The sequence below is a fragment of the Mucilaginibacter tolerans genome (genome assembly GCF_030519375.1).
GTDB lineage: Bacteria > Bacteroidota > Bacteroidia > Sphingobacteriales > Sphingobacteriaceae > Mucilaginibacter.
This window is the reverse complement of record NZ_JAUMKB010000007.1, coordinates 176,245-202,520: the sequence shown is the minus strand read 5'-3', so window position 1 is coordinate 202,520 and position 26,276 is coordinate 176,245. Positions and strand designations below refer to the sequence as shown.

Sequence of the window (26,276 nt, the reverse complement as noted above, 5' to 3'; positions counted from 1 at the left end):
ATTCTGTTCAAATTTTTAAATAGCCCGGAGCCAATCGCTCCGGGTATTCTTTTCTTCCTCAGTTTGAGAGGAAAGCAGCCACAACCACCGCAAACAGAGCCACACCTTCAACAAGTGCAGCAGCGATGATCATGTTTGTTTGGATTTTAGAGATAGCTTCTGGCTGACGAGCAATCGCTTCAACAGCTTTACCACCGATCTGGCCAATACCGATACCAGCGCCGATAGCAGCTAAACCAGCGCTAAGTGCGCCGATGTTTCCGTGCATTCCTACAGCCTGAACTAAGGTTCCAATCATTCCAGTCATTGTTTGATAATTTAAACGTGTATATTAATATGTAATTAATTCAATTAATGATGCTCTTCGATAGCCATTCCTATGAACAGCGCCGAAAGCAATGTAAAAATGTAAGCCTGCAGAAATGCAACAAGCAACTCGATAGCATCCATGAATACCACGAAGACAACTGAAACCGGCGACACCCAAATTGTATTCAGGATAAAGATCAGCGATATTAAGCTCAGGATCAAAATGTGGCCCGCAGTGATGTTCGCAAACAAACGAATCATCAGCGCGATTGGCTTTGAAAATATACCCACAACTTCCACCGGTATCATGATGATGAACAACCACCACGGGTTTGGTACAAATATGTGTTTCCAGTAATGTTTATTACCATTTAGATTTACTACAAAGAATATAATAATAGATAATACTGCTGTTACCGCAATGTTACCTGTTAAATTGTAGCCTCCAGGGAAAAATGGGATCATACCCATTAAATTGTTCAGCAGGATAAAAAAGAACACCGTCAACAATAAAGGCATAAACCTGGTATACTTGTGACCCATGTTAGGAACAGCGATATCATCGCGAACAAATACAATCAATGGCTCCAGCCATGACTGCAAACCTTTTGGCGCTTTGCCCTGGCGTTTTTTGTAGGAAGATGAAATGCTCAGGAATACAATCAGCAGAATGGTAACGCCCATAAACATACTAATCACGTTTCGGGTGATAGAAAAGTCCATCACTTTCTTTCCGGCTTCTTCATCAATTTTTCCGGCAGCATCAACCACTGCAATTTTATTGCCTTCCAGCTTATAGCTGTTTTTGCCGCTATTATATACAGTACCTTCCGGATACAAATTACCAGATGAAAAAATATCCAGACCCTTATCTGTATAAAGTATAACAGGAAGCGGGATATGCTTTTCTTCTACAAAAGGAAATGCAAAAGGCCAGGAGTGAGAATCGCTTATGTGTTCAAGAATAGTTTCTTTGGCATCAAACTTCTTTTCTTTGCTTTCTGGGGCATTTTCCTGGCTGAATGCTAACTTTGGAAATCCACCCAGAATCAAAAAAAACGCGCAAAACAGGAAAATTCTAAAAATTTTTGAGTTCAAAATCGAGCCGTTTATCATTTATTTGAAGTTTTCTACCTTAAATTTTTGTGCCGCAAGTTACGCAACAAAACATAAACTTCAAAGGCCATATTTAAGAAATAAACATAAAAAAAATCGGCTATGAAAACGTACTTATCAACCTTGTTTTTTGCTATAAAAAGGAATATAAAAATCAAACATGCCAGTATTTTCACCGTAGTGCATATCATGAAGGTTTGTGCATAATACTCCTGGTTCTTTTTCAATACAATCAGCAACGCCACCAGTACCCCGATTGTGAGTACTGATATAAAGAAAAACATCAACCAAAAATTTGGCACCAGCCAGTCGGCATAGCCATTATGCTGCGCAGTAACAGGTATTATAGTCAGCAAAACCATAACGCCCAAATACGACAGTATTGAAGGAACAAGCTTCATTGTGATAAATAGTCTAAATTATTTTTTCAAAGATACGATAACTATATATAATGAGATAAAAACCCCGGCAAGAGACATAATACCGGTTACCCATTTTGTATGATGATTAGCCGACTCATCTATTTTTAAACCGGCATAAGTGAATATACCAATAATGGCAATCATCTGAAAACCCATGCTGCTATACTTGGCATATGCGCTCATAGGGTTATCGCCTTTATCATCCGGTTCATTTTTAGCCATCTGCAAATTTATTAATCCTATTCCATACAATTTAGTAAATTAGCAATGCTTTTCTTAACCTGGGTTTTATTTTGAAGCGTATTTCCAAAACATCTGTATCAGTACAAGTTATCTTAATAGTTTTTGTGTTTTTGGTTGCTGGGTGCGCACTTCAAAAACAAACCGCCGTGAACCGCGGTCTGCAAAATCTAACAGCCCACTACAATATCCTTTTTAATGCTAATGAGATATTAAGGCAAAAGCAGGACGGTTATGCATTATCATTTGTCGATTCCTATAATGAGATATTAAGCGTATACCAGGATACAACCCCTCAATCCCCGACCCCGGATAAGGATCTTGCCGAAGCAAAGGCTAAGGCCAATAAGATTATCAACATAAAAGAGCAAAGCCATTATATCGGCGATGCTTACCTGGTTTTAGGTAAAGCCAGCTTTTTGGGCGGCGACTATTTCTCGGCGCTGGAGTATTTCAACTATGTAACCCGTTCGTTCCCAGATAAGCTGCCATTGGTACAGCAGGCCTTATTCTGGAAAGCAAGGTCGCTGATGTACATGAACCAAATGGCCCAGGCCAAACAGGTGATTGACACAGCTATACAAAGCATCAAACCAAAAAAGAAAGCTTACCTGGCCGATATTTATGCCACTAAACTGCAATACGATATTAATGTGCAGGAATATGCTGATGCCGAAGAGGCGGCCAAACAAGCCATTCATTATTGCCACACCAAAGCACAACGCTTACGCTGGACATTCATCCTGGCGCAGATACAGGAGTTGAATAATAAAAATGCGGAGGCCGTTAAAAACTATATACGAGTAGCAAACAGCAACGCTTCGTTTGAAATGGCCTTCAATGCTAATTTGAACCGCATCAGGCTCGAAGATATTGCAAACGGCGTTAAAATAAATCGCATCGATAGGCTAAAGGCACTGATCAAAAATGAGAACAATAAGGATTTTATTGATCAGATATATTTCCAGATAGCTGAGCTATATTTTGCCAACAAGGATATCGATAATGCAATTAAGAACTATAAGTTATCCGTTCGCAACAGCAGAAAAAATCAGAATCAGAAAGGACTCTCCTACCTCCGTATAGCAGATATCAATTTTAAGAACAAAGCAGACTATATCGGCGCCAAAAAATACTATGACAGCACGTTGTACAGCCTGTCACCAAATTATCCGGGGTACCAGTCAGTGCAAAAAAAGAGAGACAATCTGCAGGTATTGGCCGATAAGTATGGCATAATAGCACGCGAAGACACCTTACAAATGCTTGCCCAACTGGATGAAAAAACCAGGGCTGCCCGTATCGACGCCATGGTTCAAAAGCATATCCTGCAATTACAGGCCGCAGCAGCTGCCCCGGCACAAAATCAAGCAAATGGAGGCAATTCACCGGGTACATCCGGTACCAGCAGTTTTTATTTTTATAACTCAAATGCATTAAGCATGGGGGTAACTGATTTTAAACGGCAATGGGGCAACCGCAAACTGGAAGATAACTGGCGGCGAAGCAATAAAGGAATAGTAGCTGGTAGTACATTAGGTACTACCCAAAGCGTCGACCCGGATGCGCCAACAGACCAGTCGATTGCAAATGGGGGTAAAGCGCCTGTTTCTGCAGGGAATTACAGGCAGCAATTAATTAAGGATTTGCCGCTTACTCCTGAATTACTGGCTCGGTCCAATCTGCGTATTTATAATGCCTATTTCGACATAGCTAATTTTTACCGTGATATATTGGGCGATAAGAAAGAAGCAATAGCTGTTTACGAATTGCTGCTAACACGTTTTCCAAACTCTGCAGATAAGGCGGCTATTTATTACAACTTGTACCGTTTGTATACCGACCTGCCTGATATTCCTAAAGCAGATGAATATAAAAACCTGGTACTGAAAAATTATCCGGAGACCGCTTTTGCAAAAACCATCATTGACCCTGAATACGGCAAAAAAATAACCGACGCAGATGCAGGGCTTAATGGCATGTATAACGATGTGTATGATAATTATTCTAAGAAGAAATTTAAAGAAACGATCAAACGTATCGACTCATTAATGGTTGTTTACCCTAATAATAAGCTATCGTCGCAGTTGGCTTATTTGCGCGCCATATCCGACGGGCACTTGGTACGGTTAGCGCCATTCAGGGAAGAACTGGTTCAGATAGTTAATAAATACCCTGATGACCGATTGATCACCCCATTGGTAAAACAGCACCTGACTTATATTGATGCCCACATGGCCGAGATGGCAACTTACCCGTTCGCTCTTACGAATAATGACACAACGGAGGTTCCGTTTAAGCAAGAACCGACCATACAGGACAAGATAGCAGAATATAACAATTCGCAACTGGTGCGGCAAGTTGCGCAAAAACGAATAGAAGCGAAAAAAACGGATAGCACAGCTGTAAAATCTCCGGTTACCACCCCTTCAGCAAATAATCCGGCAACTACTGAAGCGGTGAAACCCAAACCCAAGCCATCCATCTTCTCGATGAGCGACAGTACCAATTACTATTTTGTGGTAAATGTGGGCACGGCTACCACCAACCTGGCATCGTCGCGTTTTGGCATCGGGCAGTTTAACCGGGCAAACTTCCAGGAAGGCGCAATCGTACATCAGTTGAAAGATGTGGGCGATGATAATCAATTGATTTATGTGGGCAGATTTTATAGCCTCGATGCAGTAAAGGCTTACGCCCGCGCTATTATTCCGCTAATGCCGGATATTATGAAGGTGCCAAAGGATAAATACAGCTTTTTTATCATCACCAAACAAAATTTAGACAAGCTGAACAATAAAATTTTGCTGGATAGTTATATAGAATATTACCAAAGCAATTATTGAAATAGTTAATATTGACCCCTGAATTTAGATCAAGCAAATGATAGTTAAATTAACTCAAGAAGATACAAAAAGATACAACGGCTATATTTGGAAATTCGTTGCCGGTTGTTTTTTACTGGTTACGCTAGTCATTGTAGCGACCTATCTGGGGGTGTTTGGAGCGCTCCCATCCTTCCGTGACATAGAAAATCCGAAAAGCAACCAGGCATCAGAAATCATTTCCTCAGATAAACAGGTAATGGGTACTTATTATGTAGAGAACCGTTCGAGCGTCACCTATAACCAGATATCACCCAATGTGATCCATGCATTGATAGCCACAGAGGACGAGCGATTTTTGGAACATTCCGGTATTGATTTCCGCAGGCTTTTCAGCATTATCTTTCTAAACATTTTTAAAAGACAGGGTGGTAGTACCATCACGCAGCAGCTCGCCAAAAATTTGTTTACCGAACAACCATCGCACAACAAGCTAGTCCGCATGACTCAGAAGTTTAAAGAATGGATCACAGCGGTACAATTGGAAAAGCATTACACCAAAGAAGAGATCATCACTATGTACCTGAACAAGGTTGATTTCGGTGCATATAACACCTATGGTATTAAGTCGGCAGCACGTACCTATTTTAGTACCACACCGGATAAATTAACTCCGGATCAGGCAGCTTTGCTAATGGGGATGATCAATGCGCCAAGTACCTACTCACCCATAAACCACCCAGACAGGGCGTTAGGCAGGCGTAACAATGTCGTACTTCCCTTGATGGCTAAGCAAGGCTTTTTGAGCGAAGACGAACTGGAAAAATACAAAAGCAAGCCGCTTGGTTTGAAATTTAACCCAATAAGCCATACCGATGGCCCTGCACCATATTTCAGAGCTGTGCTAAAAAAAGAAATACAGAAAATATTTGACCAGGAATCGATCACCAGAGCCGACGGCACACCTTATGACCTCGACCGCGATGGCCTGAAAATTTATACTACTATTAACTATACCATGCAGCAATACGCCGAAGAGGCGCAAGAAGAATACATGAGAAAGCTTCAGGTGCAGTTTAATGATCACTGGCATGGCTATACTTTATCTAAAAGCATCAAAAACTTCAAGCTGCTGATCGACCAGGGGATGCATCGTTCTGACAGGTATAAAGCAGATACCATACAAGGCATGTCACCTGAAGAGATCAGGAAGGATTTCAATACCCCAACGAAGGTTGAGCTATTTACTTGGAAAGGCGACACCACCATGACCATGAAGCCGATCGATTCTATTGTATACTCAAAAATGCTTTTGCGTAATTCTTTGATGAGTATGGATCCCAAAACGGGTTATATTAAAGCATGGGTAGGCGGCATTAGCTTTGAGCATTATAAGTATGACCAGGTTAAAAATGGCACCCGCCAGGTGGGATCAACTGCTAAGCCATTTACTTACGCGGTAGCTATCGACAATGGTTATTCACCTTGTATGAAGGTGGATAATGTGCCGGTTACTATTGATGTACCTGGCTCTGACCCATGGACGCCCAGACAGTCTCAATATGATCTGCAGCCGGGAATGATCACGCTTCGTACTGCTTTAGCGTATTCGCAAAACTATGTGACGGCCTATGTGATGAAACAGGTTGGACCGGTTCCGGTAGCTAACCTGATCAAGAAAATGGGGATTACCTCACGTGTCGATCCGTATCCTTCTATTTGTTTGGGTGTATTCGACGCTTCAGTATATGATATGACCGGTGCTTATTCTGTATTTGCCAACCACGGTATTTGGACAGAGCCAACTTTTATTCTTCGTATTGAAGACAAAAAGGGGAATGTGCTTTATACGCACAAACCAAGGATAAGCCAGGCCATGAACGAGCAAACAGCCTATGTAATGACCCATATGATGAAAGGTGTGATTGAAAACGGTACAGGTTCAAGGCTAAGATGGACCTATCACATCAACAACCCGGTAGCCGGCAAAACAGGAACGCCCCAGGATAACTCCGATGGCTGGTTCATGGGTATGGTGCCGCAACTGGTAACCGGTGTATGGACCGGCTGCGAAGACAGGGATTTCCATTTCAGGACAACAAGGCTTGGTGAGGGCGCCAACACGGCTTTGCCTATATTTGCCTTATTCATGCAAAAGGTGTACGCCAATCCGGAGCTAGGTATCAAAAAAGATGTAGATTTTGATCCGCCTAAAACGCCGCTGACAATCACCATCGATTGCGGCGCGTACGATCAGCAGGAACAAGGCACACCAAACGAAGTAGATAAAAAGCTGGATTTTTAGGGTTTTTATTAGTTGAAGTGGTTGTAAATGTTGTAATGGTTGAAGTGGTTTTGTAATGGATTATTCATTATCGACTACTGAACATTCACTTCTCACCACTCACCACTCACAAGACTATGGAGAAGTTTGATTATAGGGCGGCGTTAAAAAAAATACCTCATAAACCGGGCGTATATCAATATTGGGACTCAGAAAACGAATTGATATACATCGGTAAAGCCAAAGACCTGCGCAACCGCGTCAACTCCTACTTTAACAAGGATCTGAATGTAAATGCCAAGACAAGGGTTTTGGTATCAAAGATCCGCAATATCACTTTTACCATTGTTGATTCCGAAGTAGATGCATGGCTGCTGGAAAATGCCATGATCAAAAAGCATCAGCCCCGGTATAATGTGCTGCTAAAGGATGATAAGACTTATCCATGGATCATCATTAAAAACGAAAACTTTCCACGTATTTTCTGGACGCGCCGGATCGTTCGCGACGGCTCAAAATACCTGGGACCGTATGCATCTATAAGTATGATGCACGCCATACTCGATCTGATCAAAGAAACCTATCCACTACGTACCTGCAACCTGGCATTAACAAGACAAAATATTGATGCCGGTAAATTTAAGGTGTGCCTTGAATACCAGTTGGGTAACTGCAAGGGCCCCTGCCAGAATTTTCAGACCGAAGACGATTATGATCATAATATCGGAGAGATAACAGACATATTGAATGGTAAAATCGGTGCTGTATTGCGCGGTCTTAAGTCAGATATAGACAAGGCTGCTTCTGACCTGAACTTTGAGCTAGCCCACCGGCTGAAAAGAAAATTCGATCTGCTGGAAAATTATCAGAGCAAGTCAACCGTGGTTAATTCATCTATTACGGATGTAGACGTGTTTAATATCGCTTCGGATGAGAAATATGCATTCGTGAACTTCCTGAAAGTGATGAATGGCACCATCATCCAAACACAAACCATTGAATTAAAGAAGCGGCTGGATGAAGACGAGGAAGAATTGCTATCATTAGCTATTTCGGAATTCAGATCAAGATATGACAGCCATTCTAAAGAGATAATTGTACCTTTTGATATCCATATTGATGATCCGTCGATAAAGTTTACTGTACCGAAGCTGGGCGAAAAAAAGAAGCTGCTCGATCTGTCGCATAAGAATGTGCAGTTCTTTAAGAAAGAAAAGATCGATCAGTATGAAAAACTAAACCCTGAGGTCCGAGCAGAGCGTTTACTGACACAGATGATGAAAGATCTGCGCATGAACCAGCTGCCGCGTCATATCGAGTGTTTTGATAACTCCAACTTCCAGGGCAAGTACCCCGTTTCGGCTATTGTGGTATTTAAAGATGCAAAGCCTTCCAAAAAAGATTATCGGCATTTTAATGTGAAAACAGTGGAGGGTCCGAATGACTTTGCTACGATGGAAGAGGCAGTACACCGTCGCTATCGCCGTATGCTGGATGAAGGGACGGAATTACCTCAGCTCATTGTTATTGACGGGGGCAAAGGTCAGTTGTCAGCCGCGTTAAAGAGCCTTAAGTTATTAGGCATCGATAAACAGGTGACCGTCATTGGCATAGCTAAACGTTTGGAAGAATTGTATTACCCCGGTGATCAATATCCGCTATACCTCGATAAAAAATCGGAAACTTTAAAGATTATCCAGCAATTGCGCGATGAAGCCCATCGTTTCGGCATTACCTTCCACCGCAAAAAGCGCGATAAAGGCACCCTGGCTACTGAGCTGGAACTGATTGAAGGCATTGGCAAAACCTCTGCTGAAAAGCTTTTGAAATACTTTAAATCGGTAAAAAAGATACGCGAAGCAACAACTGACGAATTACAGGAAGTAGTAAATTACAAGCAGGCGAACGCGATTCTGAGTTATTTCCGCGAGAAGGCGATAAGTACTTAGCTTTAATCATATAATAAATACCTTAGTGCCAAAACTGTGATGCTGAGGCGCTCACTTGATCCCGCAAACAAAAAAAGTCCCGGGCATGAACCCAAGACTTTTTCCTTATAACTTCAGACTTACGATTTAACTAGTACGACCACAGGTTAAGCTCCCAGTCCATTAATTGTTTCTTTACACGCTCGGCTTCGTAAAGCTTGTCGATTCCCTGAGCGTAATCTTTGATACGTTCGTCCTTATCGTTAGATACCTTTACGATATAGCTGGTAAATATCCTTTTCATGAATACGTCGTCAAAGCTTAAGCCCGTCGCGTCGCTGCTTCTGCTAACAGCCTCTTTCGTCGCAAGGATCTGGCGTGCATCAGGAAAATAGATCCAGAAAGCAGGCTGATAATCACCCTCAACACCGCCAACTTTAATCCTGATCATCGGTGCTATACCTACAATACGTGGTTCAAAAATAGAACGCTGCCTGTCGAAAATCCAATCTTCTTTGATACGGAACTTTACTAAACTATCCGGATTAAACTCACCGGCCTTTAAAGTAGACCCTATTTTATCGCCGTTTTTATCAAATTTATCTACCACTACGCTGTCTGCCATTTTGTTTCTGGCCTGTGCAGCAGTCAATGGTCTTGAAAATTCGTCACCGTTAACATCGTCTTTTTGACCGGGAGTAGCATCATATGCAGTTAGCTCACCAGCTTGAATAGCATCCATAAACACATCGATCAGGCGTCTTTTTGGCGATGAAAGAAATTGGTTCATTTTCTCGCGGGTGTCAATCTCGCGCCATACACGTTTAGAGTAGGCTACGTCCGATTCGCGCAGATTGGGATACGGAGTAACCTTAGCGCTCAGGATGTTGGTTTTTTTATAATAACCATCGAGCGGCCTGTCAAATGGTTTGCCAGGTTTGCTGCTTGCTACCTGTTGCTTGGTAGTATCAACAGCAGCTTGCGTGCCTGCATTTGAAGCTGCGGTCTGCGTAGTCGTTGCAGGTTTCTTGGCTGCAGTTTTCTTTTTGCGCTTCTGCGCATATCCCGCCACACATGCCAGGCACAGTACAATTACCAAAATCTTCTTTTTCATCGCAATAATTATTTCTTAATGCTATTAATTTGCACTTAATATAATATCGTCCAATCCGCGCTGACCGCCAGGGCCCGTTGCTATAATGTTACTGAATACCACTTTTGTACCAGGCCCAATAGTGCCTAAGGCTTGCTTCATTTGCGGTGTTAATTCACTGCTCGAGCTGTTTAAAATGATCGCATCCTGACGTGGTTTCATAATATACATAGTAAATCTAGTCACATCGAATTTAAGATCGAAATAAAAGTTCTCTAATTTAGCAAATAACCTGTCCTGCGCCTTCAAGTTAGCAGCGCTGGTTGCACCGCTGCTCTTGCCGGCAAACTGTGGTTTCGGGTCAGGTATACGTTTTATCCTGAACATGGTTGAACCTAATACCTGAGTTTTGCCACCAAGCTCACCGGAAACTGTAATAGTTGCCTCACCTGGCGCGCTTACAGTCGCTTCATATTTTCCATTTGACCCGCTCAATGAACCATTTGATATGCTCACATGCAGTTTTTCTTTTGGAACACCTGGTGCCGAAACTGATACCGGGTTTTGTACACCAATGAACAATACGTTCATTTTATCTGGCGATACCACCGCTGATGGACGGGCTACCTGGTAAGTTTGTGGAGCTGTTTTATATTCCTTAAACGAACCATCGGTTTGTTTAACCTTAATGGTACCAACCCAGGTATGCATGCCTTCGCTGCCTGTTCCACCTGTGTATTTACCAACGCCCTCTTGTGTAGGTAGCTTAGAACCTTCCACGGTAATATCAGGATTTGAATGTGAATCAGATGCCGTTAAGAATACTTGTGCAGTATATGGTTGTCCAACTAATACATAACTTGTTGGCGCTACAGCCACTGCCTGGAATTTATCCAGGTTAACCACTGCCTGATCCACTTTCCCTAATAACTTCTTTACAACCTCATTTTCGGAGTTTTTAACATCCGATTGTATTTTGATCAATGAAGTCATAGCGGCACCCATAGGGATACCTTCGCCAAAGTTAGCTTGTTCCCAGTCTTTGGTTGGGAAGCCCGCTCTTGGCCGTGGTGGAGTAGCACGTAATGATAAATTCATTCCCACGGTATCTCTTGGGTCTTTGAATAATTCCAAAAGCGCTTTGCGGGTGGAATCGATCTTTTTATGCAGAGCGTAGCCATTCTTGCGTCTGTCAACCATCAGGTCAACAGCAAAGTCCATCCCTTCACGGCCTGCATAATCTCCAGTCGCCTGACTCATACCACCTGATTCTTTAACCAAAGTTGTTTTTAATGATTCAATGTAATTATCCAGGTCGTCAGCAAGCTGTTTTGCTTTTTGAGCTCTTGCATAAGGATCTTTAGCTCTTTCGGGCTCATCCTTAAGCTTTGTCTTTTCAAAAGTGGTGAAGGAATTGTCAATACCCGTCTTCACGTTTGTTTTTGAGGCGTTTAAGCTATCGCCTATATTTTTAAATGCGTCCAGCAAATTCTCCGGCACCTCCAGGGCAATCAAGCCCAAAAGTACCAGGTATAGGATACCTATCATTCGCTGTCTAGGGGTTTCTTTACCTCCGGCCATTTTGCTTTATTTCTATACTTAGATTAGTAGCTTCTTGTTAATTATTTATACACGTGGCTGGCTCATGGCTGATAGCATGTTGCCATAAATTGAGTTCAGTGAACTCAGGTTCTTAGCCAAACGTGCAACTTCACTCTTAAACTGTTGCGAATCTTCCAGCGACTCGTTAAAGTTCTGCATGGTGGTAGCCATACTATGGTAGAACTTGTTCATCGATTTCAAATGTGCGCTCGAATCCTGTAATTCCAATTCGTAAACCGCATTTAACGCCGACAGGTTCTTAGCCAGGTTATTTACTTGCTCATGATATGCTTTTGAGTCGACATTTGAGTTTGCCATTTCCTGCAGATTTGCAGATGCCTGGTCAAATGCAGAGCTCAGCTTATCATAGCTTGCACTGGCAGTTTTTACTTTTGAGGTAAACTCAGTAGTAGCAGCGCCGGCATCAGCAACTTTTGATATGTTCGACACTTTATCGCCAAATGTTCTTAATCCTTCACCCAAGCTTCCAATCAGTTCCGGACCGATCTTGGCATCTTCGAGCATTTTATCTAATGCGGCAGTATTTGATCCACCACCTACACCGCGAACGGTCGCTTTTGGCAACTCACCTTTATAGTCTTCACTTAGTTCAGGGTAAACACGGGTCCAATCAACATGATCTTCCTGGGTTTCTCTCTGAAAACCTAAAAGAAAGAATAGTGCAGCCTCGGTTGTCAGCCCGGCAGATATAAACAAACCGCCGTAAGGCCAGTGCTGAATTTTAAATAGTAGACCGATGATTACAACGGTTGCGCCCCATGATACAATATTGGTAATACCGTAAGGTTTTTTCTTCCCAGCCATGATAGTTTTAAATAATGAGTGTAATGATTGTTGTTAATTAAATTAGTGTTTGTCTTTTATATCTCGTCCTAAATAGTGTGTTACACAGCGAAAACCGATGTATGATTTAGCAGTATCCTGATATTCATACGTACGTGTCGAGTTTTGAAGGAAGTAACCAACATCTTTCCATGAGCCTCCGCGTACCACTTTACGTTTCAGCACCGGGGGATCACCTGGTTTAGCTTCATAATCAAAACTGGGGGCAAGATCATGAACAAATGTAGAAGCGGATTCGTCGAATGCTGAAGCAGTCCATTCAGCTACGTTTCCGGCCATATTATACAGCCCATAGTCGTTAGGGAAATATGAGCGAACATTTACAGTGTATGCACCACCGTCATCGGCATAGTTACCGCGACCTGGTTTGAAGTTTGCCATCAGACATCCTTTGGCATTTTTGATATAAGGGCCACCCCAAGGGTAATCTGTACCTACCCTGCCACCGCGTGCTGCATATTCAAACTCTGCTTCGGTAGGTAATTCGTATCTGGCTCTTGGAGGTAAGCCGCGTGATTCTTTATAAGCCTCGTTATAGCGTGTGCGCCATACAGTGAAAGCTCTTGCCTGACGCCAGGTTACACCCACAACCGGGTAGTTGCGGTAAGCAGGGTGAGAGAAATAGCTCTCAACCATTGGCTCATTGGCAGCATATGAAAAGTCACTTAACCAAACCAATGTATCAGGATAAACCGGAACAGTATCGCGGTAAATGAAATCTGATCTCTTTTTGGTCTTGTCGTTCTTATAGTCAGATGCGTCGCGCAGTTTAAATAATGCGTAGTTATATTTCAACAGGCGAACATCCAGTTCGTTTTTATCAAAAACCCTATCATCACCCTGGTAGTACATTCCCTGTAATTTAGCGGCGTGAGCAGCATTGCCTTTTTTGCTGGCGTTAAACGAAAGAGGGTAATGTTTTACGTAGTTCCAGTTGATATATTTTTTCCCGTTAGCGGCTTTTGCGCCCTTTGCGGGTTTAATGTAATACTTATCGTCGTGAAGATAGTTGGTGATTGCGATAGAATCGCGAACCCAGTTTACAAATTGTCTGTATTTCGAGTTGGTGATCTCGGTTTCATCCATAAAGAATGCGTTTACAGTAACTTGTTTGGTTTGGGCAATTTGAGCAAATGTAACGTCCTGGTCTGTTTGACCCATCAAAAATGAGCCTGCGGGGATGTAAACCATGCCATACGGGACCTCAGCTCTGAATGACCTTTGCGCGACACCGGTCACCTCACCTCTATCGCCCCCTCTGCTACAGCTGCTTAGCAGCATAACTCCACCGGCCAAAAATGTTAATAAATAGTATATCTGCTTCATTTTTAATTTCTAATCAGTTATCTGGATAATAACGAAATTATGCCCTTTTATATGTAAAATCAGTTAAAGTCAATTAGAACACAAATATGTTGTTTTAGTTGTAAAAACAACAAGCTAATCCTAACAAAAGTATAAATTAATAGTTTATTACTACAAAACATATTAACTTATAAATTAACCAGTTATCACTTGCAGCTAATTTAATACAAGGCATTATACGTCCTGCAGCTATAAAATGTTGCAGGACGTTATGATAAAAATGTGTAAAATTATTTGTTAACCATCTTCACGTATTGCTCGAGAGCCATAGTCATAGATGGGGCGCCGGGAGTTGGCGCAGGTATATCTAATATTAATCCAGCGTCTAACACTGCTTTATGTGTAGTAGCACCAAAAGCCGCTATGCGGGTGTTATTTTGCTTAAAATCAGGGAAGTTCTTATAAAGTGATTGTATACTCGACGGGCTAAAAAAAGCCAGCACATCATAGAACACCTCAGCAAGGTCAGATAAGTCACTGCATACTGTACGGAATAGTACCGCAGGTGTAAAGTTGTAGCCGTTATCCAGAAGGAATTTTTGGGTTTCTTCGGCAGCAACATCCGAACACGGATAAAGAAATTTCTCGCCCGAATGTTTTTTTAGTACCTCAGCCAGGTCGGCTGCAGTTTGTTTGCCAAAAAATATCTTCCTTTTACGATACTGGATATACTTTTGAAGATATAAGGCGATGGTTTCAGAAAGGCAGAAGTACTTCATTTCGACAGGCACTTCAAAACGCATTTCTTCACAAATACGGAAAAAATGATCGGCTGAATTGCGGCTGGTAAAAATTACAGCTGTAAAATCAGACAAGTTGATCTTTTCTTTTCGAAAATCTTTCGCCGGTACACCCTCAACATGAATGAAAGACCTGAAATCGATCTTTAAATTGTATTTCTTAGCCAGTTCGGCATAAGGGTTTTTATCATTCTCCGGTTTGGGCAAGGTAACCAGTATGCTTTTGACCTTTTTCTTTCTTTCTTCCAAAATCTGTAATATATAAAAATCTAATTCCTATATGTTTAGCGCCTTTATCAAAATCAAAATAGGGCAAATTTCGAGGGCACAAAGATACACAATTAAATAAAACTTATGAAATAGAATATTAGAAACGATATTCACGCTGCTGCGCAAATACTGCCATATAAATATCACCACTGCCAAAACCAGTGCAATCCATAGGATGTAATTGATCAACTCGGCTGTCAACAGGCAAAAACACACTGTAACCGGCAAAAAAACAAAGCCTATATTAAAATAAGTAAGATACAACGTTGACAAGTATTCGGTAACCAGTTTGTTTATATTGAAAACAAAACCCAGGAATTTAACAATCAGGAACTTAATGGCCAGCGCTATCAGGATAATTAGAGAAAAGGACACAAAAAGCCGCACACCGTTAATGCTATAATAAACGCCTTTATATTGTGCCAGTTGATACAGAAATAGTCCGAATATCAACCCAAATAACAAAAACAGGGCTACAAAAGTCCAGGCATTAATGATGCTTTCTTCTTTCCCAACCTGCGAGAGCACGCGTTTGCTATAGAACGATTGCCACACGCTTTCGACATCCTTACTCATTATGCGATTTAACAAACCGGTATATAATAACAAACCGATAATGGTAACAATAACCCACTGGTCGCGGGTTTTGCGTGAATGCCCCTCTTTCAACAGATTTTTGGATACATGAGGGATATCGAGAAAATTGTTATGCCCTTTATATAAATTGGTTTTTAGCAAAGTGTCTACAAGCAAGTTGCGACGTAGCGGATCGGCCGGGCGGATATAAATAGTAGCCAGCGAATCGGAAACAAACTGTTCACGTTGCTGCATCGCCAAAGCTACTGAATCAAGAAATGGCAGGCGGTTGGGGTTGCTTCCGGATGCAGAGGTATCATTACCTTGCAGAGCAGATGAATTCTGTCGCGCATAAGTATTACCGGCCAGAAAAGTAAAAAGCAACAAGGCTATGGCAATAATACGCATATGAAATTCCCGGGGCAAATCAAAATCCTGCCGCAAAGTTACCTGAATATTTGATTGTTTTATAAATGCACGCTTTAATTGATCATTATTTTTATGCAAATAATCCCGGTTGGGGTGAGATTAACCGGGGTTATTTCATTTACTATTTTTTCTGGACATAGCCAAAAAGCCCATGTCCTTCTTCGTTGGGACCAGCTGTAAAAAATAATGGGTCGGTTGAGTTCCCGCCCGGCATATTATTTTCGAGAAAGTCGATATCCCATAAACCGTCGATGGTCAAAGCTTGCCCTTTGCTTTGCAACTGACCTTCAAAATGTCCCTGCAGATCAAAAATATTGATCCGGCCATCGCCAAAATTGCCAATTAAAATTGTCGACTGCTTTTCATCGCCAAATCCAGCAGGGGCAAGGGCTATGCCCCATGGAGAATTGAGTTTACCTTGAGAAGCAAAGCGTTTTACGAGAATGCCACCGGGAGTAAAGATATCGACGTACCCGTTGCCCGGCCCCGCCTGATCGTCCATATTATCGGGCCCTTTCAGTTTCGCATAAGAAACGTACAATTTCCCGCCAATATTTACAATATTAAACGGTGCAAAGCCGGCAGGGACACCGGGATCCATAAAGGGCTTATCGGTTACGTAATTAAAATTTTTGTCAAAAACGTCAATTTTACCTCCTTTAAAATTAGTCAAATAAAGAAAATTGGCTGTTCCATCATTAGCCATTGCAATGCCTTTGTAAACTGCATTAAATGAAGATCTGTCAGCAACAGTGGTGGCGGAATTTCCCGAGCTCCACCCAGCAACTATTCCGTCTTCACTGGCAAAAATAAATTTATTTGCTCCGAAGTCTGCTGTGCCATTAAAAATAACCCCTGTAGGAGCTCCAGTCTGTCCTAAAGCAATAGAAGGAATTGTAACCGGATCCTTTAGCGTCTGACCTGTTTTACTGTAAACAACACTAACACCTTTGTGGTTGGACGATATCCAAAGGGGCCCGCCGGGTGCCGCTGCGATGCCCCAGGCATTATTAAGATTGGTGTCAGTTCTGGCGGCGCCAAAACCGATAGTGTCCGAAACAAGATTTACCTGGTCTACTTCAATTCTTTTCCCGAGATTATGATCCTTCATACAAGAATAGAAACATGGGATCGCAATAAGTACTGCCAGCAGAACTCTGATTTTCATTAGATTTTTCATTGGTTATATAATTATGGTTTATAAATTATTTCTGAGATTTAGTTTTAAGTGTATTTAATTGTTTCTAACTACACCTCCTTCCCTTTTATACTTGATTGTAAATGAGCTATTGGGGAATGCTCTTTTTTAACACGGCGCGTTTTATGAAATGGTTGCCTTTTTAAAAGATTTAACCAAAATTTAAACTTGAAAATATTACCTTAATCTCGCTATGAATACAAACCCCATAAATCTTACTGTAAGGTTCTTATTAGAAATTGCTATGCTGACAGCGTTAGGCTGCTGGGGCTGGCATTTAAGCGGGATATCGCGATATATCGCTGCAACAGGTTTACCCATTGCGGCAGCTACTTTATGGGGCGTATTCCGTATACCCAATGACCCAAAACCAGCGCCTGTTGCCGTTCCCGGAATCCTTCGTTTATTATTGGAGTTAGGCCTGTTCGGCTTCGCAAGCTGGGCATTGTATGATCTTGGCTATTCAACATTAAGTTTAATAATGGGTGCTGTCGTTATAATACATTATGTTGTATCTTATGATCGTACCTGGGTTATGCTTAGGAATAAACCTTACAGCGGTTTTATAAAATAAAAATCATTGTGCAAGCATGAGTTGTCTTAAAATTGCCCATTTATTCAACTCTTAGCTTATTTTTGCGCCACAATAAACATGGCCGGAATTGAATATTGCAATGATTTACAAATAGTTACCTTCTGAAAATCACAAATAGGCAACAAACGATTGCAGGGTATCTATCATTTACGGCCTGGCCTGTAATCATGGCCCATATGTGGATCGTTTTCCCAAGGTATGGCTCCTGGTTGGTCGATTTTCAATTCGCTAGGTTGTTTTCAAAGCCAACAGTAACACAAACTGGCGTGAAACACTCTTGAGACCCCAATGAAACAATTATTTTTTGATTTCCCCCAAGTATCTCTGTCATAAAGACACATGCCATGACAACAAAGCTTACATTGAGTGTTAAAGAAGACGTAATTAAGAAAGCTAAGTCGTACGCCAAACAAACGGGCAGAAGTTTATCCGAACTTATAGTGAAATATCTTGAAACACTTACTGAAGAGCATAAAGATACTGGACAGATTTCCCCTTAGCTAAAAAGACTAATAGGTTCTGTTAAGCTTCCAGCCGACTTTGATGAAAACAAAGAATTGAATACTTATTTTGAAAACAAACACTTATGAGGAATGTATTTGGTGATACAAACATCCACATAGATTTATTAGCCGATAGGCCCCCGTTTAGTAAGTTTGCGGTATCGATCTTCGACTTAGCCGAAAAACATAAAGCTAAATTATTCACTTCTTCTCATTCTTATGCCACGACGCACTACCTATTAAAAAAATATATGGGCGAGAAAGAACTAAGAGTGGTTTTATATTCTCTATTGGATTTCATTGACATTATTTCAATTGATTTATCTATTATTAAAAAAAGCCTTTTATCAAACCATAAAGATTTTGAAGACGCTATCCAAATATTTGCGGCAGGTTCCATCAAAAGCTTAGATTTTATTGTAACCAGGAACATAAAGGATTTTAAAGACGCCGGCGTTACTGTTTTACCTCCTGATGAATTGATTCATTTTTTATAACCGATCGCCGCACTCGATTGTTTATTCTGCTGCGTCTTACAACAACCTCCGCAATCAGTGATAAAGCGGTAATGTTATAATAACACCTCTAACTGTACTCTTCGGAAAGGATTTTCCGTCACCCCTTTAAAATTTATTTACTTTTGCCGGATGTCCGGCGTCGAACATTCCGCTGATTTGCAAATAGTTACAATTTATAAGCGACAAATAAGTAACAAAGGGCTAAGGACTTGCATAATTTAATCAGTCATCTTTCATATGAGGCAGCGACTTTAGCTACTTTCAAATTTAGAAAACAAATTGTATCCTTTTAATTGATCAAGCAACAAGAGACTATAGACTTATGTAATAGATTATCGCTTGCTTGAGGGTGATTTAGGATTATGTAAATTGTAAGTACATGTCATGTATTTTGTAATCGGAAGTCATGTAAATTGTAAGTAATTGGTAATTTTGTTTAAATTTATAATTTATGAGCAAATTTATTCAAAGGCAAATTGCACCTGTAATAAAAGCACAACAAAGTAAATTTCCGGTACTAGCAGTTACAGGGCCGAGACAATCCGGTAAAACCACTTTGCTAAAAGAGATTTTCAGCGACTATAAGTATGTCAGTTTGGAGAATCCCAACACGCGTTCGTTTGCCCTGGATGACCCCATCGGTTTTTTGAATCAGTACGATCAGAAAGTTATTTTCGACGAGGTGCAACGAGTACCGGCGTTGTTTTCTTATATACAAGGCAGGGTTGATGAATCTAAAATAATGGGGCAATACATACTATCTGGTTCTCAGAATTTCCATTTATTAAACAGTATAACTCAAACGTTGGCAGGTAGGGTTGCCCTATTTAAATTACTGCCTTTAGATTTTACGGAGCTAAAACAACCCGGCTTGTCGTCAAATTCTTATACACAGGCAAGCATCAAGGGGTTTTATCCGGCCATATTTGACAGGGACATTGACCCGGCTATTTTTTACGCCAATTATATTCAAACATACATAGAAAAGGATGTAACAGAACTAATGAACATAAGAGACCTGAAGCTATTCCGTACCTTTTTAAGTTTGTGTGCAGGTCGCGCTGGACAGTTGTTGAATTTCAGTGCCTTAGCTAGCGAATGTGATATCTCTCATAACACAGCCAAAGCCTGGCTGTCGATCCTTGAAAGCAGTTATATAGTATTCCTTTTACAGCCATATCATCAAAACTTTAACAAACGCTTGATTAAAAGCCCTAAATTATATTTTTATGATACGGGATTGCTTACTCATTTATTGGGACTAAGAAATGCTGAAGAACTGGAAGAAAACCGGTTGAAAGGGCACGTCTTTGAAAATATGATATTGGCTGAATACCAAAAGCAAAACCATCATCTATACCTTCATCTGGATTATTATTTCTGGCAGGATAGCAACGCCCATGAGGTTGATCTGCTCATGAAAAAAGGACCAGGCTTTTCTATTTTTGAGATCAAGGCAACGCAAACCATAAGTACAGCCTTATTCAAAGAAATGGATCGGTTTGAAGAAATTGCAGCCCCTGCACAAGTTAATAAGACGCTGATCTATGGTGGAAGCGAAAATGAAAAAAGAACAAAGTATAACGTTCTTAGCTGGCAAAATATCTCTGAAGATGCGGGTTAATTTCGGTTACTTTTCAGAAAAGACATGTCAGAACGGGACAAAATAAAAAAAACCTAATTTTAAAAGACATCTCTTAAACGGTTTTAAAAACCGCGATTACAATATTTTAACATCGATTTTAACCAATATTATCTCGAAAAAATCCCGCCAAAAACACCACAAAACCAGCGGTAATGTTATAATAACACCTTCCAACTGTACTCTTCAGAAAGGATTTTCGGTCATCCCTTTAAAATTTATTTACTTTTGCCCAAATGGCAGGAATTGAATATTGCTATGGTTTACAAATAGTTACAATCGAGAAGTAACAAATAAGCAACAACAGGAATTAAATAATATCATCCACAAACATAGTTGGCCTGCATGGTATGCTTACTTCAAACTGCATATAACATCGCCTGTATTATGAAGTTCCTTTGTAACCCCTCCCAAAATCTGACTGGAGAAGATTCGAAGTCTAGTTCGAATAGGTAGTTACAATGCTTGCGAGACAAAACATACCATCATATCTTCGGCCTAACTTGAAAAGTAATTACTCATGATACTTCACTTAGATAAAATTCTCCTTGTTTGTTACAGCGTTTGCTCTCTTAACATGAAAGATTATACCCAAAAGCCAATGGGAACACAACTCATTGAACAACAGATTGATGCCAAAAAGCAAATCTGGGATTTCGAAAAAATAACGGGAAATAAGCTGTATTTTAAAAATGGCAAACAATTCAAAACAAGTCTATACGAGCTAAAATATATAGGACAAGTACCCAATGGAAATAAGGCCCCATTTCTAATTCTAAGTGGGCGTGATTGTGATGAATGCGACGCAAATATCTCGATTTACATTTGTTCTCCGGCAGATGGCCCACTGAAAGTTGAGAGCGGCGAAAATAACTATTCGTTACCGGGAACTGAACGGGATCTTGAGGATAAAAACATACTCTTTAAAGCTAGAGCATTTTATGGACTAGTATTATCAAATATTAAGGGGGTAATATGGTATCAGAATCAACTGGAAAATGGCACTTATAAGAAGTCAATATTTCTGGTAAATCTTAACCATCCTGATAAAAAGGAAATAAGTATGAAGGATACGGGACAACTTCAAGAAACTTTAAACCTGTTAAAACAGGGATTATGCAAAGAAATTCCGGGCGTAGCCTATAACAGTGAGCCCTAAGAATCAAGTTAATGCCTTAATTTCGAAAGGTTAAGCCTTTTCCCGATTCTTGCCGAATGAAGGGTAACTAAAAGAATTACTTTTGATTTCACCATTTAAACGAAGATGCAAGATATTACAGCTGAATCTATAGCAGAATTTATAACATCACATGATATTCCATTGATGGCTACACAAACTAAGTTGTGTATTCCCATCATTTTCAGGATGTGTCAAAAGATGTTACATGGCATCAAATTTGACGAGATTAAAGTGTGTGAAAATTTAATTATTGATGGACATCATCGATACCTAAGCGCTTTGACCATAAATCATAAATTAGGGAAAGTACCTACTAACTCGACATCTGCAACTGAACCAATTTCCTGGGATTTGGTGAGATTTGTCGAAGACGATTGGGACACTCCAGCGAAAATTGATTATCTAAACGAATTGGACGCGAAATACAATAAACTGGAAATCGAATTTGTAAAGCAAATCACTTCAAGATGAATAATTAGTTGTAAATTTGTATCATGTTGATTTTATTAGACATAGATGGTGTATTAGTTCCTGCGAACTCCTGGAAAAAACCGGAATTTATGGAAGATGGCTTTCCTATGTTTAATTCAAGGTCAGTAAAAGCACTTCAGCGAATCCTGTCTGAAACAAATGCATCTGTTTTATTAACGACTTCGCATAAGTCGAAATATAAAGTTGCCCAGTGGAAGGACTTGTTAAAATCGAGAGGAATTAATCCGAAACGCGTGCACCGGTTGACTACCAACAGCTTGCTGACAAGTCGTAAGGATGAAATATTACAATGGTATACAAAAAAGCGTATGCCTAATGAAGAATTTGTCATTATAGACGACGACAAAATGTTAAATGGCTTGCCGGAAAACATTAAACACAACTTGGTATTAACTAGCCCGTCTATCGGACTTACCGATGACCTCGCCGATGAAGCCATTTCTATTTTGCAGAAAAGCGCCTATCAATATCATTGATTCATCAATCAAAATGACTGATGAAAAAATAAGGCCCATTCGATGGGTCTTATTTTTTAAAATCTTTAATCCTTTGTTATCTCTAAAAACATTTGAATCAAAATAACACATTCCGTCAATTCCTATATCGTAAACACATTTGCTAATTCCAAGGACTTACAAACATTAGAACTGCGAACAATTGATTTAAACGCGAATATTTCCGACATATGGTTTAATTGTCCGTATTCGGACAAGGTATCTGTTCCTGAATATATAAAAACCGGGCAATTTGCCTCTACAAATGGGGCAGCAACAACATTTAAAAGGACTAAAACTTCAATGGACTATACTGACAATAAAGGAAATATAGATTTAAGGCGATTCTTAACATGGGATATCGTTTCGCCAGACACTTTCGGTCTAATCGATGAACAAACATTAAAAAACAATGATAAGTCTTCATCGTCACAGATATTAGTTAGAGTTATTTCCTGGGATGAAAAACGATATGTTTGTCAATGGATGACCGATGAGTATTCAGATACTCAAGACTATAAATTAATTAAGTAAAAATAATAACTGCCCCGTAACAAGCATATTTTAAATTAGCATTTAATCAATCCCAGATGGCCGGCATTTACATACATATTCCATTTTGCAAGCAGGCCTGTCATTACTGCGATTTTCATTTCAGTACTTCTCTGGTTTATAAAACCAACCTGTTAGCAGCATTACACCAGGAGATTCGTCTCCAAAAAGAGTTTCTGAGTGGTGAGACTATCGAAACTATTTATTTTGGAGGGGGAACGCCCTCACTTTTGGAAGGAGAAGAAATAAATCACCTGATCAATATCATTACTGATCTTCATTCGGTATCATCCGGTGCAGAGATCACTTTAGAAGCTAACCCTGACGACCTCACGTTAAAAAAACTGAAAGAATTAAAACAGACGCCTGTCAATCGTTTCAGCATAGGCATACAATCTTTTTTTGATGACGATTTGATATGGATGAACCGTGCCCATCGCTCCAACGAAGCGGAATCATCGGTAAAACGGGCACAGGATGCGGGATTTGAGAATATTACAGTCGACCTGATTTACGGCTATCCTCTGCTGACCGATCAAAAATGGAAACGTAACCTTGATAAAGTTTTCGATCTGCAAGTCACGCATGTATCAGCTTACTCTATGACAATTGAGCCGCGTACTGCGCTGGCATCATTCATCAAAAGCAAAAAAGAACCGCCGATGAACGAGGAGCAAAGCTCACAACAGTTTATTCAACTGATGGAGGCGATGAAAACACAGGGTTTTGAGCATTACGAGATATCCAATTTCTGCAAAAAAGGGCATTATTCGAGACACAACACAAACTATTGGAAAGGAATAAAATACCTGGGTATCGGTCCTTCGGCGCACTCCTACGATGGCGAAAAACGACAGTGGAACATCGCCAATAATGCCAAATATATCCAAGCTATAAATAAGAAAACCATTCCCTCTGAAATTGAGGTATTGACTGAGGAAAACCGTCTGAACGAGTACATTATGACTTCGCTCCGCACGCAATGGGGTCTCAAGTTAGATCAGTTAAATTTAATCGCAAAGGGCGCCTCAGAACCACTGCTAAAAGTGGTGGAAGGGTTTTTAGAAAGAGGATGGGTTGTTCAAAAAGATCAGACCATTTATCTCACTCAAACAGGGAAGCTATATGCAGATCATATCGCATCGGAGCTATTTTTCTGATACAATCATCTCTATTTAAATTATATTTACCTGTATATCAGTAAAATAAACAATATTTTGGTTTGTTTAAAATCCGTCATTCCTTTTGCCCCGTATCTTCCATCAAATAACTTACTATCAAAAAATTAAATGAGTCTGTCATTTAGGCTGCAGCATTAGAAATTTCTTCTGACAGGATCATTTACCAATTAAAACAACTTATTAAAAAATGAAAAAAATTATTTTCGCAGCCTTTGCAATGGTAGCTATTGCGATCGGCTCTAAAACCTATGCTCAAACAAAAATGGTAGGCGGCGCAGCGATGTACCCTACGAAAAACATTGTTGAAAATGCCGTAAACTCAAAAGACCATACAACTCTGGTTGCCGCCGTTAAAGCCGCTGGATTAGTGGAAACTTTAGAGTCAGCAGGGCCATTCACCGTATTTGCCCCTACCAACGAAGCCTTTAATAAATTACCTGCCGGAACAGTTGATAACCTGGTAAAACCAGAAAACAAAGAAACTTTAACCAAAATTTTGACCTATCACGTGGTGTCAGGTCGTTTAAGCTCCGAAGATTTGTGGGCCAAAGTAAAAGCCGGTAATGGCAAAGCAGAATTAACTACTGTGCAGGGCGAAAAATTGACCGCTATGGCAAAAGGTAAAAAATTGTACCTTGTAGATGAAAAGGGTGGTGAATCATGGATCACTATCGCCGACGTTAATCAGAGTAACGGTGTGATCCACGTAGTCAATACGGTATTGATGCCGAATTGAGCAGTTGGTTAACTATTTGCCGACTGCAAACTGATAACTGCAAACTGAAAAGTCTGAGTGTAAATCACCCGGACTTTTTTGTGTAAAAACCTGGTCGCAGGTATAAATGACGAAAATATTAATCTTCATAAATCGTTATCTTGCTATCTTTGACGAATATTGCCTAAAAGGTGCCTCTCCTGAGGGTTAATATTAATCATTGATTTGAGACAATTCATATGAGTTTTATCCTCCACCCTATTGATACCGTAGACACGATCAGTCCTGCTGACTTTAACGAGAATTATTTAAAGCCACGTCGTCCATTAGTTATTAAAGGTCTAACTAAAGACTGGCCCGCAAGGCAGAAATGGACACCTGAATACCTGAAAGAGGTGGTGGGCAACAAAGTGGTACCGCTCTACGATAATTCAAAAGCCGACCCTTCCAAACCCATCAATGCGCGTGCAGCAGAGATGCCCTTTGATGAGTATATCGATCTGATCAGGAGCCAGCCGACTGAACTGCGTATCTTCTTTTTTAATATTTTCAAACAGGCCCCGGAATTAATAAACGATATTGTTTTGCCTAAGGATTTGATGGGCGGATTTATTGAAAGCATGCCAGCCATGTTTTTCGGGGGATCGAATTCAGTTACCTTTCTGCATTACGACATTGACCTTCCGCATATTTTCCATACACACTTTGGCGGCCGCAAGCATGTCATCTTGTTCGAGAATAAATGGAAGCGCCGTTTATATTGTTTGCCTAATGCTACTTATGCCTTAGAGGATTATGACGTACTGAACCCTGATATTGAAAAATTCCCGGCATTGAACGGTGTCGAAGGCACGGAAGCCTTCCTGGAACACGGCGATACCTTGTTTATGCCTACCGGTTACTGGCATTGGATGAAATACCTGGATGGTTCTTATTCACTAAGCCTCCGGGCTTGGGATGCCTCGCTTACCCGGAAAGCAGCAAGTCTGTACAATCTCGCTGTCAAAGGCGGAGTGGATAGTCTTCTCAAAATGACTTTTAAAGGCGATTATGCGCGTTACCGCGAAAAGGTAGCTATTAAATGGGCGAACAGGGCCCTGGCGGCTGGGAAACCTTATTGAAAATTACCCCCTGTAGAGACGC

At 40.6% G+C, this 26,276-nt stretch carries 25 protein-coding genes; 14 read left to right on the top strand and 11 right to left on the bottom strand.

The window, feature by feature from the left end:
- Nucleotides 1-58 precede the first annotated feature (58 nt).
- The 4 genes from atpE to Q3A68_RS12155 form a co-directional block, all read right to left on the bottom strand.
- Nucleotides 59-268 (bottom strand): ATP synthase F0 subunit C, encoded by a 210-nt coding sequence (atpE, locus tag Q3A68_RS12170; RefSeq protein WP_302901411.1) that lies wholly within the window; start codon nt 266-268, stop codon nt 59-61.
- 83 nt (nt 269-351) lie between these two features.
- Nucleotides 352-1,407, bottom strand: a complete 1,056-nt coding sequence (gene atpB / locus Q3A68_RS12165; RefSeq protein ID WP_302901361.1) for a F0F1 ATP synthase subunit A — start codon at nt 1,405-1,407, stop codon at nt 352-354.
- 32 nt (nt 1,408-1,439) lie between these two features.
- On the bottom strand, nt 1,440-1,826 hold the full coding sequence (locus Q3A68_RS12160) for a hypothetical protein (RefSeq protein WP_302901360.1): 387 nt from the start codon (nt 1,824-1,826) through the stop codon (nt 1,440-1,442).
- 18 nt (nt 1,827-1,844) lie between these two features.
- A complete protein-coding gene (locus Q3A68_RS12155; protein WP_302901359.1) occupies nt 1,845-2,069 on the bottom strand; it encodes an AtpZ/AtpI family protein in 225 nt (74 codons plus the stop codon).
- Nucleotides 2,070-2,194: 125 nt separating this feature from the next.
- Between Q3A68_RS12155 and porW the strand changes: the two genes are divergently transcribed.
- From porW to uvrC, 3 genes are all read left to right on the top strand, one after another.
- Nucleotides 2,195-4,933: a type IX secretion system periplasmic lipoprotein PorW/SprE gene (porW, locus tag Q3A68_RS12150; RefSeq protein WP_489671733.1), complete on the top strand. Its 2,739-nt coding sequence runs from the start codon at nt 2,195-2,197 to the stop codon at nt 4,931-4,933.
- Nucleotides 4,934-4,970: 37 nt separating this feature from the next.
- Nucleotides 4,971-7,217: a penicillin-binding protein 1A gene (locus Q3A68_RS12145; protein ID WP_302901357.1), complete on the top strand. Its 2,247-nt coding sequence runs from the start codon at nt 4,971-4,973 to the stop codon at nt 7,215-7,217.
- Nucleotides 7,218-7,333: 116 nt separating this feature from the next.
- A complete protein-coding gene (uvrC, locus tag Q3A68_RS12140; RefSeq protein WP_302901356.1) occupies nt 7,334-9,145 on the top strand; it encodes an excinuclease ABC subunit UvrC in 1,812 nt (603 codons plus the stop codon).
- A gap of 130 nt (nt 9,146-9,275) precedes the next feature.
- Here the strand turns inward: uvrC and porN are convergent, their stop codons facing one another.
- The 7 genes from porN to Q3A68_RS12105 all read right to left on the bottom strand — a co-directional run bounded on the left by porN (nt 9,276) and on the right by Q3A68_RS12105 (nt 17,231).
- Complete coding sequence (gene porN / locus Q3A68_RS12135) at nt 9,276-10,238, bottom strand: type IX secretion system ring subunit PorN/GldN (RefSeq protein ID WP_302901355.1); 963 nt, start codon at nt 10,236-10,238, stop codon at nt 9,276-9,278.
- A gap of 24 nt (nt 10,239-10,262) precedes the next feature.
- Nucleotides 10,263-11,798, bottom strand: a complete 1,536-nt coding sequence (gene porM, locus Q3A68_RS12130) for a type IX secretion system motor protein PorM/GldM (RefSeq protein ID WP_302901354.1) — start codon at nt 11,796-11,798, stop codon at nt 10,263-10,265.
- 45 nt (nt 11,799-11,843) lie between these two features.
- Nucleotides 11,844-12,644: a type IX secretion system motor protein PorL/GldL gene (porL, locus tag Q3A68_RS12125; protein ID WP_302901353.1), complete on the bottom strand. Its 801-nt coding sequence runs from the start codon at nt 12,642-12,644 to the stop codon at nt 11,844-11,846.
- 42 nt (nt 12,645-12,686) lie between these two features.
- Nucleotides 12,687-14,009: a T9SS ring complex lipoprotein PorK/GldK gene (gene porK / locus Q3A68_RS12120; protein WP_302901352.1), complete on the bottom strand. Its 1,323-nt coding sequence runs from the start codon at nt 14,007-14,009 to the stop codon at nt 12,687-12,689.
- A 269-nt stretch (nt 14,010-14,278) separates the two neighbouring features.
- Nucleotides 14,279-15,037 carry a uroporphyrinogen-III synthase gene (locus Q3A68_RS12115; RefSeq protein ID WP_489671732.1) on the bottom strand — a complete coding sequence of 253 codons (759 nt, stop codon included), beginning with the start codon at nt 15,035-15,037 and terminating at the stop codon, nt 14,279-14,281.
- Nucleotides 15,038-15,064: 27 nt separating this feature from the next.
- Nucleotides 15,065-16,141 carry a DUF4271 domain-containing protein gene (locus Q3A68_RS12110; RefSeq protein ID WP_302901351.1) on the bottom strand — a complete coding sequence of 359 codons (1,077 nt, stop codon included), beginning with the start codon at nt 16,139-16,141 and terminating at the stop codon, nt 15,065-15,067.
- Nucleotides 16,142-16,184: 43 nt separating this feature from the next.
- Nucleotides 16,185-17,231 (bottom strand): TIGR03118 family protein, encoded by a 1,047-nt coding sequence (locus tag Q3A68_RS12105; protein ID WP_302901350.1) that lies wholly within the window; start codon nt 17,229-17,231, stop codon nt 16,185-16,187.
- 223 nt (nt 17,232-17,454) lie between these two features.
- Between Q3A68_RS12105 and Q3A68_RS12100 the strand changes: the two genes are divergently transcribed.
- The 11 genes from Q3A68_RS12100 to Q3A68_RS12050 all read left to right on the top strand — a co-directional run bounded on the left by Q3A68_RS12100 (nt 17,455) and on the right by Q3A68_RS12050 (nt 26,254).
- Nucleotides 17,455-17,835: a YrdB family protein gene (locus tag Q3A68_RS12100; RefSeq protein ID WP_302901349.1), complete on the top strand. Its 381-nt coding sequence runs from the start codon at nt 17,455-17,457 to the stop codon at nt 17,833-17,835.
- Between the two features lie 365 nt (nt 17,836-18,200).
- Nucleotides 18,201-18,356, top strand: a complete 156-nt coding sequence (locus Q3A68_RS12095) for a DUF6364 family protein (protein ID WP_302901348.1) — start codon at nt 18,201-18,203, stop codon at nt 18,354-18,356.
- 86 nt (nt 18,357-18,442) lie between these two features.
- On the top strand, nt 18,443-18,856 hold the full coding sequence (locus Q3A68_RS12090; protein WP_302901347.1) for a type II toxin-antitoxin system VapC family toxin: 414 nt from the start codon (nt 18,443-18,445) through the stop codon (nt 18,854-18,856).
- Nucleotides 18,857-19,328: 472 nt separating this feature from the next.
- A complete protein-coding gene (locus Q3A68_RS12085) occupies nt 19,329-20,501 on the top strand; it encodes an ATP-binding protein (protein WP_302901346.1) in 1,173 nt (390 codons plus the stop codon).
- A gap of 595 nt (nt 20,502-21,096) precedes the next feature.
- Nucleotides 21,097-21,678: a hypothetical protein gene (locus tag Q3A68_RS12080; protein ID WP_302901345.1), complete on the top strand. Its 582-nt coding sequence runs from the start codon at nt 21,097-21,099 to the stop codon at nt 21,676-21,678.
- Nucleotides 21,679-21,783: 105 nt separating this feature from the next.
- A complete protein-coding gene (locus tag Q3A68_RS12075) occupies nt 21,784-22,170 on the top strand; it encodes a hypothetical protein (RefSeq protein WP_302901344.1) in 387 nt (128 codons plus the stop codon).
- 23 nt (nt 22,171-22,193) lie between these two features.
- Nucleotides 22,194-22,667, top strand: a complete 474-nt coding sequence (locus tag Q3A68_RS12070) for an HAD domain-containing protein (RefSeq protein ID WP_302901343.1) — start codon at nt 22,194-22,196, stop codon at nt 22,665-22,667.
- A gap of 321 nt (nt 22,668-22,988) precedes the next feature.
- Nucleotides 22,989-23,219 carry a hypothetical protein gene (locus Q3A68_RS12065; RefSeq protein ID WP_302901342.1) on the top strand — a complete coding sequence of 77 codons (231 nt, stop codon included), beginning with the start codon at nt 22,989-22,991 and terminating at the stop codon, nt 23,217-23,219.
- A 56-nt stretch (nt 23,220-23,275) separates the two neighbouring features.
- On the top strand, nt 23,276-24,397 hold the full coding sequence (gene hemW / locus Q3A68_RS12060; protein ID WP_302901341.1) for a radical SAM family heme chaperone HemW: 1,122 nt from the start codon (nt 23,276-23,278) through the stop codon (nt 24,395-24,397).
- A gap of 208 nt (nt 24,398-24,605) precedes the next feature.
- The gene (locus Q3A68_RS12055; RefSeq protein WP_302901340.1) at nt 24,606-25,154 is read left to right on the top strand and encodes a fasciclin domain-containing protein; all 549 of its coding nucleotides are present in this window, start codon (nt 24,606-24,608) and stop codon (nt 25,152-25,154) included.
- 218 nt (nt 25,155-25,372) lie between these two features.
- The gene (locus Q3A68_RS12050) at nt 25,373-26,254 is read left to right on the top strand and encodes a cupin-like domain-containing protein (protein WP_302901339.1); all 882 of its coding nucleotides are present in this window, start codon (nt 25,373-25,375) and stop codon (nt 26,252-26,254) included.
- The last annotated feature ends 22 nt before the right edge of the window (nt 26,255-26,276 follow it).